The 16,537-nt window shown below is 57.1% G+C and carries 16 protein-coding genes; 9 read left to right on the forward strand and 7 right to left on the reverse strand.

The window, feature by feature from the left end; all coding sequences use genetic code 11:
• From ACWIUF_RS03345 to ACWIUF_RS03365, 5 genes are all read left to right on the forward strand, one after another.
• The coding region (locus tag ACWIUF_RS03345) for a hypothetical protein (RefSeq protein ID WP_448570799.1) at positions 1 to 1,673 on the forward strand (1,673 nt) is incomplete at its 5' end.
• A gap of 111 nt (positions 1,674 to 1,784) precedes the next feature.
• A complete protein-coding gene (locus tag ACWIUF_RS03350; protein ID WP_448570800.1) occupies positions 1,785 to 4,043 on the forward strand; it encodes a PhoX family protein in 2,259 nt (752 codons plus the stop codon).
• A gap of 268 nt (positions 4,044 to 4,311) precedes the next feature.
• Positions 4,312 to 4,635: a phasin family protein gene (locus ACWIUF_RS03355; RefSeq protein ID WP_448570801.1), complete on the forward strand. Its 324-nt coding sequence runs from the start codon at positions 4,312 to 4,314 to the stop codon at positions 4,633 to 4,635.
• 30 nt (positions 4,636 to 4,665) lie between these two features.
• Positions 4,666 to 5,310, forward strand: coding sequence for an FKBP-type peptidyl-prolyl cis-trans isomerase (locus ACWIUF_RS03360; protein ID WP_448570802.1), 645 nt, complete (start codon positions 4,666 to 4,668; stop codon positions 5,308 to 5,310).
• A 59-nt stretch (positions 5,311 to 5,369) separates the two neighbouring features.
• Entirely contained in the window at positions 5,370 to 5,738 is a 369-nt protein-coding gene (locus tag ACWIUF_RS03365; protein ID WP_448570803.1) for a 2Fe-2S iron-sulfur cluster-binding protein, read from the forward strand.
• A gap of 213 nt (positions 5,739 to 5,951) precedes the next feature.
• On the opposite strand, the gene ACWIUF_RS03370 is transcribed toward ACWIUF_RS03365, so the two are convergent.
• The 4 genes from ACWIUF_RS03370 to ACWIUF_RS03385 all read right to left on the reverse strand — a co-directional run bounded on the left by ACWIUF_RS03370 (position 5,952) and on the right by ACWIUF_RS03385 (position 9,625).
• Entirely contained in the window at positions 5,952 to 6,689 is a 738-nt protein-coding gene (locus ACWIUF_RS03370; RefSeq protein WP_448570804.1) for a phycobilisome rod-core linker polypeptide, read from the reverse strand.
• Positions 6,690 to 6,771: 82 nt separating this feature from the next.
• Positions 6,772 to 7,245, reverse strand: coding sequence for a phycobilisome protein (locus ACWIUF_RS03375; RefSeq protein WP_448570805.1), 474 nt, complete (start codon positions 7,243 to 7,245; stop codon positions 6,772 to 6,774).
• 295 nt (positions 7,246 to 7,540) lie between these two features.
• Positions 7,541 to 8,464 carry a DMT family transporter gene (locus tag ACWIUF_RS03380; protein WP_448570806.1) on the reverse strand — a complete coding sequence of 308 codons (924 nt, stop codon included), beginning with the start codon at positions 8,462 to 8,464 and terminating at the stop codon, positions 7,541 to 7,543.
• Positions 8,465 to 8,524: 60 nt separating this feature from the next.
• Complete coding sequence (locus ACWIUF_RS03385) at positions 8,525 to 9,625, reverse strand: SpoIID/LytB domain-containing protein (RefSeq protein ID WP_448570807.1); 1,101 nt, start codon at positions 9,623 to 9,625, stop codon at positions 8,525 to 8,527.
• A 455-nt stretch (positions 9,626 to 10,080) separates the two neighbouring features.
• Here ACWIUF_RS03385 and ACWIUF_RS03390 point away from each other — a divergent pair, with 455 nt between their 5' ends.
• Positions 10,081 to 10,443, forward strand: coding sequence for a hypothetical protein (locus ACWIUF_RS03390; RefSeq protein ID WP_448570808.1), 363 nt, complete (start codon positions 10,081 to 10,083; stop codon positions 10,441 to 10,443).
• A 5-nt stretch (positions 10,444 to 10,448) separates the two neighbouring features.
• Here ACWIUF_RS03390 and ACWIUF_RS03395 read toward each other — a convergent pair whose 3' ends face one another.
• The 3 genes from ACWIUF_RS03395 to petB form a co-directional block, all read right to left on the reverse strand.
• The gene (locus ACWIUF_RS03395) at positions 10,449 to 10,844 is read right to left on the reverse strand and encodes a hypothetical protein (protein ID WP_448570809.1); all 396 of its coding nucleotides are present in this window, start codon (positions 10,842 to 10,844) and stop codon (positions 10,449 to 10,451) included.
• Between the two features lie 323 nt (positions 10,845 to 11,167).
• Complete coding sequence (petD, locus tag ACWIUF_RS03400; protein WP_448570810.1) at positions 11,168 to 11,650, reverse strand: cytochrome b6-f complex subunit IV; 483 nt, start codon at positions 11,648 to 11,650, stop codon at positions 11,168 to 11,170.
• A 48-nt stretch (positions 11,651 to 11,698) separates the two neighbouring features.
• On the reverse strand, positions 11,699 to 12,367 hold the full coding sequence (gene petB / locus ACWIUF_RS03405; protein WP_448570811.1) for a cytochrome b6: 669 nt from the start codon (positions 12,365 to 12,367) through the stop codon (positions 11,699 to 11,701).
• A 256-nt stretch (positions 12,368 to 12,623) separates the two neighbouring features.
• On the opposite strand from petB, the gene ctpA reads away from it, so the two are divergent.
• The 3 genes from ctpA to ACWIUF_RS03420 all read left to right on the forward strand — a co-directional run.
• A complete protein-coding gene (ctpA, locus tag ACWIUF_RS03410; protein WP_448570812.1) occupies positions 12,624 to 13,868 on the forward strand; it encodes a carboxyl-terminal processing protease CtpA in 1,245 nt (414 codons plus the stop codon).
• Positions 13,828 to 15,192 carry an HD domain-containing protein gene (locus ACWIUF_RS03415; protein ID WP_448570813.1) on the forward strand — a complete coding sequence of 455 codons (1,365 nt, stop codon included), beginning with the start codon at positions 13,828 to 13,830 and terminating at the stop codon, positions 15,190 to 15,192. The genes ctpA and ACWIUF_RS03415 overlap by 41 nt, the downstream gene beginning before the upstream one ends.
• A 325-nt stretch (positions 15,193 to 15,517) precedes the next feature.
• A partial coding sequence (locus tag ACWIUF_RS03420; protein WP_448570814.1) for an inverse autotransporter beta domain-containing protein occupies positions 15,518 to 16,537 on the forward strand: 1,020 nt, incomplete at its 3' end.

Raw genomic sequence — 16,537 nt, forward strand, 5'->3', positions numbered from 1 at the left:
AACCCCATCTCCCAGAGATCCCCCTACCCGAAACTCCCCCGCCCGTGGCCCCAGTGTCATTGATCGACGCTGGCGAAGCCACTACGATTGAAGCGGGGCCAAGTTTTGAGGAAGAAACCTTTATTCAGAGCCAGGAACCCGCTGTTGAGCTTGTCGATCTTTCCCTACCCACGCCCCCAACGGAGGAAACCGAAGCTGCCGCCGCGATCGCAATGGATGAGCTGTTCGGAGAATCCCAATCTCTATCCCAAGAGTTAGCAGTGAGCCAGGAAGCCGTGGAAGCAGCGGCTCGTGAACTGGCCAGTGTGGGGGCAGATCTGGGGTTTGACGAGGAAACTTTTGTTCAAGCCTTAGAGCCACCCGTCGGCCCAGAGTTGGTTCCCGCAGCTCCCGAATTTGAGATTTCCGACGAAACCTTTATCCAGGACCTAGAAGCCCCCGAACCCCCGTCAGTTCCAGAGTTAGAAGCCCTACCACTCGAAACACCGGAGCTAGAAACGCCTGAAACTGGGGCACTTGCCGAACCCTGGGAAACCGTGCCAGAAGCATCAGAACCAGAGGTAACGCCCGATGAGATGTGGGCAGATGCGGCTGATATGGTTGACGATAGCTGGTTGCAGGAATTAGGCATTGCGGAAACGGAACCAGCGGCAGAACCAGAGGCCGACTTTGGCCTGGAAGCAGCGCCGACACTAGAACCAGAGGCCGACTTTGGCCTGGAAGCAGCCACTGGTAGCCCGGAAATGGCCACGGATGCCCTAGTCGATGCCCTCCTGCAAGCGGATCTGGAAGCCGAGCTACCTCCCCCTGAACCAGCAGCCCCAGTACCGCCAGCGGCTGCGGAGCCAGATTTCGATGATCTGTCATGGGCGACGGCTGCCCCCGATCGGGCAACGGAAGAGCGGCTGGAGCTGGACCTAGAGCCTGCCAGCGGGGAGTCGGATTGGGATGAATTATCGGCCTTTGCTGATACGGCGCAACCGTCTGATCCGTGGGAAGCCGTTGAGGCCACCGCCCCCCCTGATTGGCTAACAGAAGAAGAGACCCCCGCGATGCCGCCAACCCTGGAAACCCCAGAGATTTTGGAAGAATTTGATCCCAGTCTATTTGCCGATGAGGTCGGGAGCACGCCGGAGACGGCTGGGATGGTCACCCCCGCTGAGGATGCTTTCCTCGGTGCCTTCAACGAAGATGAGCTAGCCGCGGCGCCGATCGCCCTGGAAGCAGACGGGGAGATTCCTGACACGGCATCGTCCCTGGATACCGAAGCCGCCTTTGCCGAATTTGAGGCGGCACTTTTCCCAGATGAGACGGGGACGGAAGCGGCCATGCCTGACCTGGAGCTAGGCGGACTGGAAGAACCGACTGACACGGCTGAAATGCCAACAACAGCCGATCCGCTGGCGGGGTTATTCTCGGATACGGGCCTGTCAACGGCTGAGCTGACGGCTGAGATTGAGGATTTCATGCCCACGGCGGTTCCTGAGGCGGAGATAACGGCCTCCCCCACTGATGCTTATGATCCCCTAGCGGCGTTGTTTGATGAGTCTGAGTCTGAGGATTTCGCCCATATCCTGGACGTGCCTGAGGGGCTAGAGGGAGAGGACCCGCTAGCGGCCTTTGATGTTGATCCCTTTGCCGACGAGTTTAGTGACGCCGAGGAACCCACCTAAACACCGGGGGGCGTTCATTAACCTGGGGATTACCTACGGTTAAAAGCCGGAGAGTAGCGTAGGTCAGGAAGATCCAATCTTCTGGACGAATCTGTCAACTGATCAACCGCTATGACCCTGAAACGTAGAGATCTCCTGGCCTTCTTAGGGGTAACGGTGGGGAGTGCTACCCTCGCTGCCTGGGATAAGTTTGCTTGGCTGCCCAAAGGACAACCCACACCAAAACTGGAACTGGAGGCTGGTCCAGCCCATGCAGCACTTCCCGAAGGGGTTATGGCGCGAGTCATGCCATCCCTGCCCTTTCAACCGGTGTTGGGGCCTATCCCCCTGCCCACTGACGGCATGGCCTCCGACAACCCCACGGCCTACCGTACTTTTCAGGTACAGGATGATGTCGTTTTACCCGATGGGTTTACCTACGATATTGTCGCCACCTGGGGCGATCGCTTGGGGGATGCCCGCGTGGGTTACAACAACGACTTCCTGGCGTTGCTGGAAACGGGAGCGAATCAGGGCCTCCTGACGGTTAATTTTGAATACATCAGTCCCCACGTTTGGATGGAAACCTATGCAGCGGTCATGGGTCAGTCCCTGCCCTTCGCCGAGTTGCAGGCGGCGATCGCGGCGGCGGGCGATCGCGGGATTAATGCCTTTGCCCTGCCAGCGGACGATCGCACCAAACACGTGGTCCGGGTGGTGTGTGAGGCGGCCATGATGGATGTTGGGATTGGCGTGATGGCGCTCCGGCGAACCCCAGAGGGACGCTGGGTAAGAACGGCGGCGGTCAGCGATCGTCGGGTGACGGGCATTTCTGGCCTCACTGATGGGCACTACCTCAAAGCCACGGGGCCTGCCGTCGCCGTGTTCACCAAAACCAGCAAGCAGGGCTATGACGATCGCCTCGGCGAGCGCGTGATTGGCACCTGTAGTAACTGTGCGGGGGGGATAACCCCTTGGGGCACAGTGTTCAGTGCCGAAGAGAATTTCCAGAGTTTTGTCCCGGAAGCGGTTTATGCCGATGGGAGCGCGTTTGATCCGGGGGCTGCACCCCTGCGGCTGACGGCGGCGGAGATGCTGGGGATTGGGAATGTATTTGGTCTCGCGGGCAATAAGTATGGTTGGATGGTCGAAATTGACCCCACGAATCCCCAGGACTACGGCACCAAACACACCTGGTTGGGACGTTTCCGCCACGAAGCGATCGCAGTGCGGGCCGAGGCGGGTAAACCCCTGGCTTGCTATTCCGGGTGCGATCGACGCGGGGGCCACCTTTATAAGTTCGTGAGTGCTGAGACCGTGCGCAACCCCCAGGATAAGGGCAATTCCCGGCTCCTTAGCCAGGGAATGCTCTATGCTGCTAAGTTTAATCCCGACGGGACTGGTCGCTGGATTGCCCTGAAACCCGATACGCGCGTGAATCCCGATCTGCCCAGCATCCATGCCGGGGAGATGATTCCCCTCCCCCAACGTCCCGACGGCGGCTTTTTCCGAGCAACCGAAGATGCGCAAGCGATCGCCTTCCAACACCAGTTTTCCACCTTAGGCGATCTCTATACAGGCACGGCCCTGGAAAAACAAGGGGCTATTCTTATTGACGCCCATTTTGCCGCCAATGCTGCCGGGGCCACCTGCACGGCGCGACCGGAAGATGCCGATCTCCGGCCCGATGGGACCCTCTTTATTGCCTTCACCTCCGGCTCACCCAGTAGCCGTGATGGCAGCCCCGACCTACGCATTTTTCAGGGACCCGATGGCCAAGCCTACGAACACGGCTGGTTGATGAAGCTCATGGAGGCTGGTAATGATCCCGCAGCCATGACCTTCCGCTGGACCATGCTGGCAATGGGCGGTGAACCTGCCGATGGGGGCGCGGGCTTCTCGAACCCGGATAACCTGCTCTTTGATGCCCATGATAATCTCTGGATGGTCACGGATATCTCTAGCGATCAGCACAATCGGGCCGTCCCGGCGGGTCGGTTGGACTCGACGGGTAAGCCAATCAGCCAATCTAACCTACGGGGCCTTTTTGGCAATAACTCGATCTGGATGATCCCGACCCAAGGTCCGCAAGCAGGGCATGCCTATCTCTTCGGCTATGGGCCAATGGAGTGCGAAATCTGTGGTCCCTGGTTCAGCCGCGATCAAACGACCCTGTTCCTAGCCATCCAGCATCCGGGCGAGATCAATGGAACCCGGCGCAATCTGGCCCAGGAGACCCGTTCCTTTGCCCTCCGCACGATCGCGGGTACCGAATTTCTCCAGTCCCGACAGGTCCCGATCGGCTCCAACTGGCCTGGAAAAGCCACCAATGATCCCCCTAAACCAGCCGTGATTGCGGTGCGGCGCTTAGACGGCCGATCGTTGACCTAACCTCAGCTCACCTAATATTCAGAGACCCCGCTTGGTGGGGTCGGCGTCGCGCCTGCCCGCCGTTTCGCCCCCCGCTATCCGCCCCTCAGGTGCCCCGCCTGGTGGGGTCGGCATCTCGCCTGCCCGCTGTTCCGCACCCAAATACGACGGAGAAGCTGCCACAACGCCCCAAGATATCCCACAATGGAACAGGACCTTTACCCCACGAAGATGGATAGACCAGGGCAAGACCTCCCTTCCCCTCGTCGCCTGTCGCTAGGAACTGTGTATGGATAGCAATAACCTACTCAAACAACTGCTGATGATTGGGATTGGCACCACCTCATTGGTGGCGGAAAAGATTCGTGAGGTGAGTGATGAATGGGTGAAAACTGGACAACTTGATCCGGAGCAGGCCAAAACCTTTGTAGATGATTTCATGAGCCAGTTTAAGGCGGAGCAAGGCAACCTTGAAGGTCAGATGCAGCGGTTACTCAAAAATACGCTCCAGGATATTGGTGTCGCTAATCAGTCAGAAATGGATGAGTTGCGTGGGCGTATCGATCGCCTGGAACGGCAGGTCCGTGACCTGGAAAACCGTCTGTGGAAATAGCCCCCTTGGTCCACTGCCATTTGGAAAACCATGCGTCAAGGAGAAGCCATTGTGCGCGAAATTTTAATCAGTATTAGTGTGATGGTTGTTTGTTGTGTTGTATTGATTGCCGCCCAACTGCTCGGCGATCGCCAACCGGCAATGGCCGACACCAATCCCGATCGCTCTGTAGCAGTTCAGACCATCAATACCGCCACAGCCACGCCCCCGTCCCGTCCCCCTGAAACATCCGATGCGCCCTCAGCCTCCCCTGAACCCGTGACGATCGCGCAAGCTCCGAAAGAAACCACCACGGCTAACCCACCTGGAGATGAACCTGTGACTGCTGATGACTCGATCGTGACCCTACCCTCTGGCCTCCAGTACGAAGATTTACAAGTCGGGGATGGCCCTAGTCCCCAACCCGGCGATCGTGTCACTGTACACTACACGGGGACCTTAACCGATGGCCAAAAGTTTGATAGCTCTCGCGATCGGGGACGTCCCTTCCAGTTCACAATTGGTGTTGGCCAGGTCATTAAGGGCTGGGATGAGGGCGTTGCCAGCATGAAAGTGGGGGGGCGTCGCAAGCTGATGATTCCTGCTGATTTAGGCTACGGGGAGCGGGGGGCTGGCGGTGTGATTCCCCCCAATGCCACCCTCGTATTTGATGTCGAATTGCTAGGCGTGAACTAGTAAAGCCCTGATTCGGCACCTATCCAGATAACATCGGCCCACTTAACCCAATGCCCAGCATGACTGCCACGTATACCGTCAAGATCCACGATCGCTTTACCGATACCCACCACTGCGTCCAAATCCCCGACGATCGCTATATCCTTCATAGCCTGGAACACCAGGGAGTCGCCCTGCCCTTTGCCTGCCGGAATGGAGCCTGTACCAGTTGTGCTGTTCGCATTATTGCGGGTGACATTTACCAACCGGAGGCAATGGGCCTATCCCCCCAGTTACAGCAGGAAGGCTATGCGCTGCTGTGTGTAGGCTACCCGCGATCGGACCTGGAGCTGGAAACCCAGGATGAGGATGAGGTCTATGAGTTACAGTTTGGCCGCTACTTTGGCAAAGGCAAGGTCCGCTTAGGGTTGCCCCTGGATGAGGACTAGATACCGCCAAGCTAAGGTTTCGCAACGTAGGGAGTAACGACTTTAGTCGTTGCGGGTTAAAGCCAACACGACACCTGTTGCGCGATCAGCCCCGCGATCGCGACACCCTAAAAAAACACCACGCCCCGCCGTGAGGAGTGGTGTTTCGTGTGGCTACCCACAACTGATTCGGAATTGGGGGCTACCCCTAAGCTAGATCGGCCTACCTAGGGTTTAACGGATCAAACTGCGCAAGGCCGCTTTTTGCTGTGGTGAAAGCTTTTGGGCGGCCTCACGGGCCTTTTCGGCGGAATCCAGGGATTGCAGCAGGCTGAGGAGTTCCGCTTCCAGGTGATCTGCTGTGGGCGAAGGAGGCGGGTTCAGGGTTTCCACAACCTCCGGATGGTCACAGGCCCCCGCATTGCAATTCAGACCCAACAAATGCCAGTAGATTGTGGGAACCACACTGCCCCGTTGCTTGATCAACTCATGATTGAGGGTTTGGGTTTCCAGATAGGCCGTAGCTGATGGATAGAAGGCCGATTCGCGGGGATAGGGCACTGTAAAGCAGCCAAAGAAGTGGCGATATTCCTCCGAATCGAGGATGGCGGTGATACACTTACCAACCCCGCCGTGCATTAAGATGTCCGAGTAGTGACGGATTTCCTCTTGATCGATCGGTGCCCGTCCCATGAAGTGCTTAAAGCACAGTTCCAAAAACTTCAAATTGGAGGAATTGTGATAGAACGAATTGAGATAAACCTCGGAATGGGCCAAAATCTTGAGAAAACGACGAACACCAATTTTGTCTGATAAAAAATCGGCTTCCGCTTGGGCGAGAATCTTACGCTCATAGGCGTAGGGTTGACGTTCTAGCACCTGCCGATAAATTTGCACCAGGGCGGTCTGCCGTTCGGCACGGGTTGAGTAGCGGTTAACCGTGATTGGGGTGAATTGATATTCAGACATCATGATCGTTACTCCTTTTAGGTGGGTAGACCGAAATGAGGGTATCGGCAGATGCAAACGTCCTTAACCTGCGTTCCCTGATGGCCTAGGCATGGGCTTGGAGCGCTGAGATGACCACATCAATATAGGGATGAATCAGGCCACTATCCTGACTGGGCAGGGTTTCGTTAATGGCATCCTGAAGATAGCGGTAGGCGGTACTGCAATGAGCGGTGCGTTTATGGGCCAGCAAGATGGTATCGAGCCAGACCATCATCTGCTCTTTGAAGAAGATTTCATCATCACGGAGGACGGAGAGGGCAATATAGCGCAGGACTTCGGTCATATCATACTTGCACCGTTGGCCATGTTTTTGGATCACCTCTGGATAGACCTGCGCCAGTTTCCGCAGAGCCGTAATCACCAGTTGTTCGCTGTGCTCCCGCAGTTTGTGGTAGGTGTCGAGCCGAGTGCGATAGGTTTCTACATACTGCTCTAGGGGTTGCAATTCCTTCAGCGACAGGTAGCGCCCATCGGCATCAAGAACGTTTTTCTCTAGGGTGTGGTTGAGGGTATGCATAGCACAATCATTCATTCAGTTAAGGGGACAAATAGGTTGGTAGTACTGCGGAAGTGTGCTTCCCCCTGATGGCCTGGATGCGCACTAGGCGGGAAGACGAGCAGGAACACCCTCAGGTGCAGAGTGCCTGCATGAGCAGACGCTCTCTTTTGAATCTATGCTCAGACTGCCCAACGCAGGGGAGCGGTTCAACACCTTGCAGCGATTCTTAATAGTTCTTTTTAAATCAGCCCCATTCGGTTGCTAATTGTATCCAAAACACCGATCGCGCCGGACTTGCTTAACCCCAGGGCAGTTAACGAACCAACAGCCAAATGCCGCCGATCGCGCCGATCGCGCCGAAAATTGCCCGCAGACTCACGCGATCGCCCATCCCGGCGGCAAAGGACAACACAAACAGGGGGCTGGTGGCTCCCAGGGCTTGCACAATCCCAGCGGCGGTGAACTTGAAGGCAATCTGCTGGAGCCAAATCGCCAGGTAGGTACTAAAAAAAGCCGTGAGGGCGATCGTGACGCTGAGTTTGGGTGAACGTAGGGGTTGAAGCTGTTGGCCTAGGGAAATCGGGGTGAGCCATAACCAGGCCCCCGTTAAGGCCACCCCCGCTATCAGACGGATTTGGGTAGCCCAGAGGGCACTAATCTCCCCCTGGCTCAACACCGCACGGGATAGGAGTGCCCCTAGCGCGTGGGTGGCTGCCGTGAGCAGGCCAAAGCCAATCCCCAGGTAGCGATAACTGTGTTCCCCCAGGGGAGCGCGATCGACCGTCCGCTCACTGATTACCCACCCCACCCCGGCGATCGTCAGGCCCATGCCCAATAACTGCACCGCCATCAGACGTTCCTGCAAGACCACTGCCGCCATCACGGTCGTAAAGGGAGCCGCCAACAGACCCATGAGGAGGGTTTGGCGGGCACCGAGATAATTCAACGTTTGGAAATAGAGGGTATCGCTGATCCCAATGCCCAGGGCACCACTCAGGCACAACCAGCCCAGTTCATGCGGGTGATGGCGCATCAGATCCACCAGCCGGGTCGTGGGGGGCGATTGCCAGACCAGGGTGAGACTGATCAGCATAAGCGCCACAATGCCCTTGGCAAAGTTCAAGACTAGGGGGGATAGGCGGTGCCCCATCTGGGCATAGACCAAAGTGGCGATCGCCCATAACCAGGCGGCCCCCAATGCGGCCAGTTCCCCCCGCCAAACTAGGCCCTCAACCATGCGCGATTACAGCAGGTTCATCAACGTTAATCATCGATTGTCGATATTCAATCAGCCATTTTAATAATCCACTTCAAACCGGGCCACGGCGGTCCCTGGGTAGTAGTGATTCAGAATTTGCAGGTAGCTATAGCCCTGCTCGGCCAAATCCCGCGCCCCCAGTTGGCTCATGCCATGCCCCTGGAATGCCTCCATCACAATCTCATCCGACGCCGCGTAGAGGGATTCCACCACCCCGCCGTGGTAGCTGACAAACTGGCCCGCTGTGGCATCTACCGCCTGGATCGTGCGATCGGCGATCGTCTCCAACCCCCGATACACCTGGTAATACTCCGTCGCACCAATGTGGTAGAGCGCATTCACGGGCCGGAAGTAATAGACCAGCGCGTAGGAGCGGGCCGCCACCGCCTGCGCCTTGAGGGCCTCCATGTCCCAACTGGGGGATACCTCACTCCCCACAACACTGTAGAGATAGCGCTTGAGGTCCACCGCGTTAATGGCCCAAATATTCCCAGAGCGGAGCACCAGTAATAAGTTGCCCGGATAGCGGCGATCGTCTAACCGGAAACTGGCCCCTGGCGGCAGGGCCACCCCGATCATCTCCCCGAGGGAGGCGCCATTGATCTGGATACCCCCACCCTCCGTGGCCACTCGATAGGCTTCCCCCGGTACCAGTTGCATCAAGGCTTGCCCCGATTGATCGACGATCGCGGCGGTGGCATCAACACTCAGTTGGAGGGCGTCTGTCCCTTCCACGATCGCCACCCGCATCTCGATCATGCTATCCACTTGGGCCGTGGCGGGTTGGAAGTGGGCCTTAGCCCGATCGTTAATGGCCTGTTGCTCTGGCGTATAGGCCGGTTTAGGCGCTGTCCCGATCTGGGTCTGGGCCACCGCAGGCGCTGGTGGAGACGCTGCGGGTGGGGGTGTTGCTGGGGAGGCCGAGGGGACAGACCGATCCGTCGCCAGTTGGGATCGCGCCGATGGGGCCGCCGCCGGTAGGGGGGGCAAGGGGGTAGAAACGGCCACGGGGGCACTGCCCTGGCTACGGCCATAGAGCAAAAGGGTAGAAAAGGGTAGGCACCCCGCCAGCAATAAGGTCAGAAACCAGAGACGTTGCCCCAGGGTTTGCGACAACGGGGACAAGGGCTGTTTATTCATAACCGTCTCGGTGTGATCACAATCTGAGGCCAAGGTATCCGGAGAAGATTCTAACGACGTCGGAGAGATTACATACTAGGCTGAAATAACCCTAAAGGCATCCCCCCTGGCCAAGGTGAGTGCGGCGATTGCCAACGCCACGGGGTTAAAGTCGGCAATTCTACGGTCCCAGGTCCGTTAGAAACTTTCTTAAACTAAGGGGATCAGCTTACACTAAATACCGAAGGGATTGCATCACGACCGCCCGGAAGCAGCTCCACCCGCCCTTGACACTGGAACACGCCGTGGTTACTTGGGACAAAATGTGATGAGTCGTGTTCATTGTCAGACATACTATGAGCCTAGGGCGGGCTTGCTGCCGTTTGTTGCCTACTCTTCTACCCTGGGGGCATTTGCCCCAACCCAGCGCTATCATGTCGCTTACTGTTGATTCATCCTTGCCCACCCATCTCCCTGTGTCTGACTCCAACACTGACTTGGCTGATTGCGTGATTGGGGCAGCCATCTTTGATTTGAATGGTCTGCCTAAGGAGTACTTTGTCACCAGCGATAACAACAATATTAGTTGGGTACAAACGATCTTCCAGGCATTGGGCCTCCAATCCTTGCTGATGTCATCTCTAAAGTTGGAGGGGTTCCACCATGCGGTGATTCGGGGGCAGGACTGCAATGCGGTGATTGTCAAGCAGCGCAACTACTACACGGCGCTCCTGATTCGTGCCACTGACGACACACCCGTGAGTAACACCCTGGTCAATTGGGTCCACGATTTTGAGATCGAAACCCTCCGCAATCATCCGCGCTTCCGGGTAGCTTAGGGGCGCTAGGAATCCTCTAGACGGTTAACCGGAACTTCGATCGCGGTCACATCCACCGTATTGGCTTGGCCCAGGCGCACAAAGTGCTTATCCTGTACTTCCAAGCGGGTGCCACAGTTGGGACAATCGAACTCGGCATGGGCTAAGCCTGTAAACTCATACTGGCAGGCAGGACACCGATCCTGGACAATTTGGCGCTGCAACCACCAGCGTAGCCCCACAAACGCTAAAACTGGGGTGATCAACACTAGGCCCAACAGCACAAATAGACCGTTGACAATCCACTGGAAGCCCAGAGACCCCAACAACAGTACAACGGTTAGCAAAACGAACCAGCAGCCTAAACCCGATAGGTTATTTTGGCCCCAGTTATAGCGAGTGAAGAAACTATTGGGGTCCATACTACCTCCTGGACAATGAGAACGGTGTCTGCCCCGACGGGGGTGGCAAACCTAGGATTGCCTTGCTGCCATCCTAGCGGACAGGGCGCTTTTCCCCTGGCGATCGTTCCATAACGTTACACCCTAGGGAATCTTTCCCCAGTCACGCAAATGCGGGAGCCACTGGTGCCCCCGCAAATCGCTTACTGACCCAATGGGTTGATCGCGTCCTAGTTGCTCGCAACGTCAATTGTGCAAGGCCGGTAGTGCGGGCTTTAGACGGCAACGACTAAAGTCGTTACTACGAACGCTGCAAAACGCTGCGAAACGATATGCTTACTGTGCTAGAACAGCCCCAAAGTCAGGGACTTGTCGATCGGCATTGTGGCCCCAATGCCCAACCACAGGGTAACTGCCGTGCCAAACAGGAAGACCGTTGTGGCGATCGGGCGGCGGAAGGGATTTTGGAACTTGTTCACGCCTTCAATGAAGGGCACCAGAATCAACCCCAGGGGAATTGCCGTTTGGAGCAGAATCCCCAGAAGTTTATTGGGCACCACCCGCAGGATTTGGAAGGCCGGGTAGAGATACCACTCCGGCAGAATTTCCAGGGGGGTGGCGAAGGGGTTAGACGGTTCACCTACCATTGCCGGGTCAAGGACAGCCAGGGCAACAACACAGGCGATCGTCCCCGCAATCACGACGGGGAAGATATACAGCAGGTCATTGGGCCAAGCGGGTTCACCGTAGTAGTTGTGCCCCATGCCCTTGGCCAAGAGTGCCCGCAGCTTCGGATTATCTAAATCCGGCTTCTTTAGCGTTGACATAGATTCAGTGGTTCTCCTCTAGGTTAAGCAAATGAGAATTACCCAGACTTACAGGGGACCCGAGATCCCTTGCTTGCGGATCATCAGGAAGTGGAACAGCATGAAGGTCGCTAGCAGCCAGGGCAGAACGAAGGTATGCAGGCTGTAGAAGCGGGTCAAGGTGGCTTGGCCGACGCTGGTGCCGCCCCGAATCAATTCGACAATAAAGGGACCGACGAGGGGAATTGCTTCCGGCACCCCGGACACAATCTTGACGGCCCAGTAGCCCACTTGGTCCCAGGGGAGGGAATAGCCGGTCACCCCAAAGGAAACGGTAATCGTGGCCATGATCACCCCGGTTACCCAGGTCAACTCGCGGGGTTTCTTGAAGCCCCCGGTCAGGTAGACCCGGAAGACGTGCAGGATCATCATGAGCACCATCATGCTGGCGGACCAGCGATGGATTGAGCGGATCAGCCAGCCGAAGTTGACATCGGTCATAATATATTGAACCGACGAAAACGCCTCGGTCACCGTGGGCCGATAGTAGAAGGTCATGGCGAAGCCAGTGGCGAACTGGATGATGAAGCAGACCAGGGTAATGCCGCCCAGACAGTAAAAGATATTGACGTGGGGGGGAACGTACTTACTGGTAATGTCTTCTTCTATGGCTTGAACGTCCAGGCGCTCCTGGAACCAGTCATAAACTTTTGAATCTTTGACCTGCTTGATGAACATGAAGCCGAAAGTCCTAGAAAATGTAAGCAGCTTAATAAAAAATGTAACATAGCAGCAAAAGCACTTTGACGCGAGTTTAGGGGATTTGGACACCAATCTGGTTGCTTGCCCAGCGCCGGATCACCCCAACGGCCCCAAACAACCTGGTTTAACTAGGCTGAGGGGGATTCCCACGATTTCCTGACCCCAGTAACGGCTCCCTGGGGGTTGATGAGGAGCCAGCCCTGTTTTCCTGATAAAAAGTTAATTTTTGTAAATGCATACCCGTTTCATTCAGCTTGGTTTGTTCGTCCTGTTGCAGCTTGTCTGTGTCCTGGGCCTCTGGAGTCAACCGGCGCTGGCGCTCACGGATGAGCAGGAATTGGTCAACGAGGCTTGGCGCATTGTCAACCGATCGTACCTGGATGCCACGTTTAATCATCAAAACTGGTTGCGGCTGCGTCAGAAGCTCCTACGGCAACCCCTAGCCGATCGCGCGTCGGCCTATGCAGCCATTGACCAAATGCTGGCCAGTTTGGGGGACCCCTTTACCCGCTTTCTGGACCCGGACCAGTACCGCAGTTTACAGGTGAGTACGTCGGGGGAGTTAACCGGGGTGGGCTTACAAATCACGATCGACGAGCCATCCGGCCAATTACAGGTGATTACGCCCCTGGAGGGGTCCCCTGCCGAAGCGGTGGGGATTCAGCCGTTGGACTACATTCTCAAGATTGATGGTGAGCCTACCCAGGGGATGTCCCTAGATGAGGCTGCCGATCGGATGCGCGGCCCGATCGGGACCCAGGTGGTGCTGACGATCGCCCCGAACCAGGCTCCCCAGGCATCGCCACAAAATATTACGGTGACCCGTGGTCGAATTCTGCTGAATCCGGTGACTGCCCAACTGCACCTGACCCCCCAAGGCACGCCGATCGGCTATTTGCGCCTGAGCCAGTTCAACGCCAATGCGGTGCAGGAATTGAAGCGATCGCTGCTGACCTTGGAGCAGTCCCATCCGGTGGGCTATGTCCTCGACCTGCGGAATAATCCCGGCGGGTTGTTACAGGCGGGGATTGAAATTGCGCGGCTGTGGGTGGATGAGGGGCCGATCGTCTATACCGTCAACCGGCAGGGGGTGTTGGGCAGTTTTGATGCAATGGGGTCAGCCATTACCCAGGCCCCCCTCGTGGTGCTGGTAAACCAGGGCACCGCTAGTGCGAGTGAAATTCTGGCGGGCGCACTCCAGGACAGTGGTCGGGCGATCCTGGTGGGGGAACGGACCTTTGGCAAGGGGTTAATTCAATCCCTGTTTAAGCTGCCCGATGGGTCGGGGATGGCGGTGACCGTGGCCAAGTACGAAACCCCCAATCACCACGATATCCACCAACGGGGTATTCAACCCGATCGCGTGGTTCCCCTGCCGCCGTTACCGCGTCAGCAAATGGGGACCGAGCAAGATCTGCAATACCAGGCAGCCGTGGATGTCCTCACCCAGCGAACGGTCCTGGTTGGTGCCGCCTGAGCTAGGGGCCGATCCGGCAGCGGCTGCTCCGCGTGGGACTCGCAGCGAACGCATTTACCATGATCCCCTGCATGGGGCGATCGTCCTCGATGCCCATGACCCCACCGAGGCGTTACTCATCCGACTGATCGACACCCCAGCTTTCCAGCGGTTACGGCGGATTCGGCAACTGGGACCGGCCAACCTCACCTTTCACGGGGCGGAGATGTCCCGTTTTACCCACTCCCTGGGGGTGATGGCGATTACCCGGCGGGCCTTCGATCGCTTGGCCAAGCGTGATCCGGTCCTTCAACCCTACCGGGCGGTGGCGCTGGCGGCGGCCCTATTGCACGACATCGGCCACGGTCCCTTTAGCCACACCAGCGAGGAGATTTTTGGGAATCACCATGAACAGTGGACGGCTCGGATTCTGAGCGAGTCGGCCCCGGTGCGGGAATTACTAGATGCCTATGATCCCAGCCTGTTACCCCAGATCAAACAGGTTTACCATCACCAACACCCGGTCCCCCTGATCTGGCAACTGGTCTCCAGCCAACTCGACTGCGATCGCCTGGACTACCTGCTACGGGATAGTTACTTTACCGGCGCGTCCTATGGAACGCTTGATCTCGATCGCCTGTTGATGGCGATGAACTTTGATCCGCTGACCCAACAGTTGGTGGTGGCCCGCAAGGGGCTGACGGCGGTGGAACATTACCTGTTGGTGCGCTATCTCATGTACGCCCAGGTGTATAACCATCCCAAAAATATCGCGGCGAACTGGGGCCTGGAGCAGGTGTTCCAGCGGGCGCGGGAGTTACTCACCCAGGAAACGCCGACTACGCCGCCCTTTGTTGATGACACGATGGGGGCTTGGTTGACCCAACCGATGGCCAGCCTGACGATCGCCCAGTATCTCGCTGCTGATGATGAGGTTTTTAGCTATCACCTACATCGGTGGTACCACGATGCAGACCCGATTCTCGCGGATTTAGCCCGCCGGTCGCGCGATCGCGATCTCCTCAAAGCCCTTGACGTAACGGATTTAGGCGAGGACGGGGCGAACACCCTTTGTCAAATGGCCCAGCACCACTGGCAACAGCAGGGGCATCCGCCCCAGTATTACCTGGGCCTGCGCGTCTCCCACCAACGGGGCTACAGCTTGTACCAACGGGGGATTAAGTTACTGACCGCCGATGGCCTCCAGGAAATTAGTCATGCTTCGCCCCTGGTGCAAACCCTGATCCAACCCTACCGGCGGCTGTGGCTGATCTATCCGCGATCGCTCACGGTCAGTATTCAGCAGTGGCGGCAGCGCTTGCGGCATGATTCGCATGGCGTTTAGCTGGTCGAGTCCCTCGCAACGTGAATTCGGCAAGGTTGGTCGTGCGGGCTTTAGCTGGCAACGACTAAAGTCGTTACTACGAACGCTAGGGCTTTGGCTGGCAACGACTGAAGTCGTGACTACAAACGTTGCGAAGCCTAATTTTTACTGTGCTAGTTTGCCTGTCCTACCTAGTCTCACCCTGTCTAGACCCCTGTTTAAGCCAACTTTTTGGACCCCAGCTTATCTAAGCTTAATAAACTCTTATGAACTCTGACCTGCTCTATAGGAGATTACGGGGTATTCATGATAGAAAGAAATCAAATTTAGAGACCGTGGTGGTGTGATGGTGCAATTGTCAAAACGGTGCCTCAGCACTGGCGTGGTGGTGTTTGCAGTTTTTTCCCCGTTCAACAACGCCTATGCCAGCGATTTCCCCAAGGGAACGCTTCACGAACGCGATCTTTCCCTAAGTCCAGAATCCCAACCAAGTTTGACCCGTGCGGCAGTCCAGACCCGTGCAGCGGTCCAGACGGTTGAAGATTTGCACAGCGCACCGGCCACTACCACTGTCCCGGAAAACTTTGCGCCCCTCTTCACCGCGCGGGTGGGGGTACGGTCCAGCACTGCCGAGGCCGGGGGGAATCCCTTCGCCGTGATTGAGGGTTTTGTGCCCCTGGCCCAAAGTCGGGGGCGGGATCTCCTGTTCATGGAAGGTCGCCAATTCTATGACCTCGCCGAAGGGACAGCAGGCCGCAATTTCCTGCTGGGTTACCGCAGCTATGACCGCAAGAGCGATCGCGTCTGGGGCGGCTATCTCGCCTATGATAATCGCGACACGGGCAACAGCCTGTTTGATCAAGTGGGCGTGGGTCTCGAAAGTATTGGGAAAAACTGGGATCTGCGGGTCAATGGTTATTTACCGATCGGCAATACCCGCGATCAGGTCCTCGAAGTCTACGCCAGTGGCGGCCAGTTTCAAGGCAATGCCCTGCTGGTGGAGCGGGCACGGGTGTTTGAGTCGGCCCTCGGTGGCTTTGATGCCGAAGTGGGTGCGCCCCTAGCCCGGTGGGATGCGGGTCAACTCAAGGGCTATGCCGGGGTGTACTATCTTGGTGGCAGCGGCAGCGGCGATACGGTGGGCCTGCGGGGACGGCTGCAAGCGCAGATTAATGACCTCACCGCCGTGGGCTTGACCCTGGAGCAGGATGATCTGTTTGACACGCGGGCGATCGTGAATGTGGGCCTTACGTTCCGGCAAACACCCAAGGGCCGGAGCGATCGCAACCTCGAAATCTCTCCAGTCATTGCCAGCCTGGGGAGTCGGGTGCAGCGCAGTAGCAGCATTGCCGTCAATAGCGATATT

The organism is Trichothermofontia sp., from assembly GCF_053493415.1.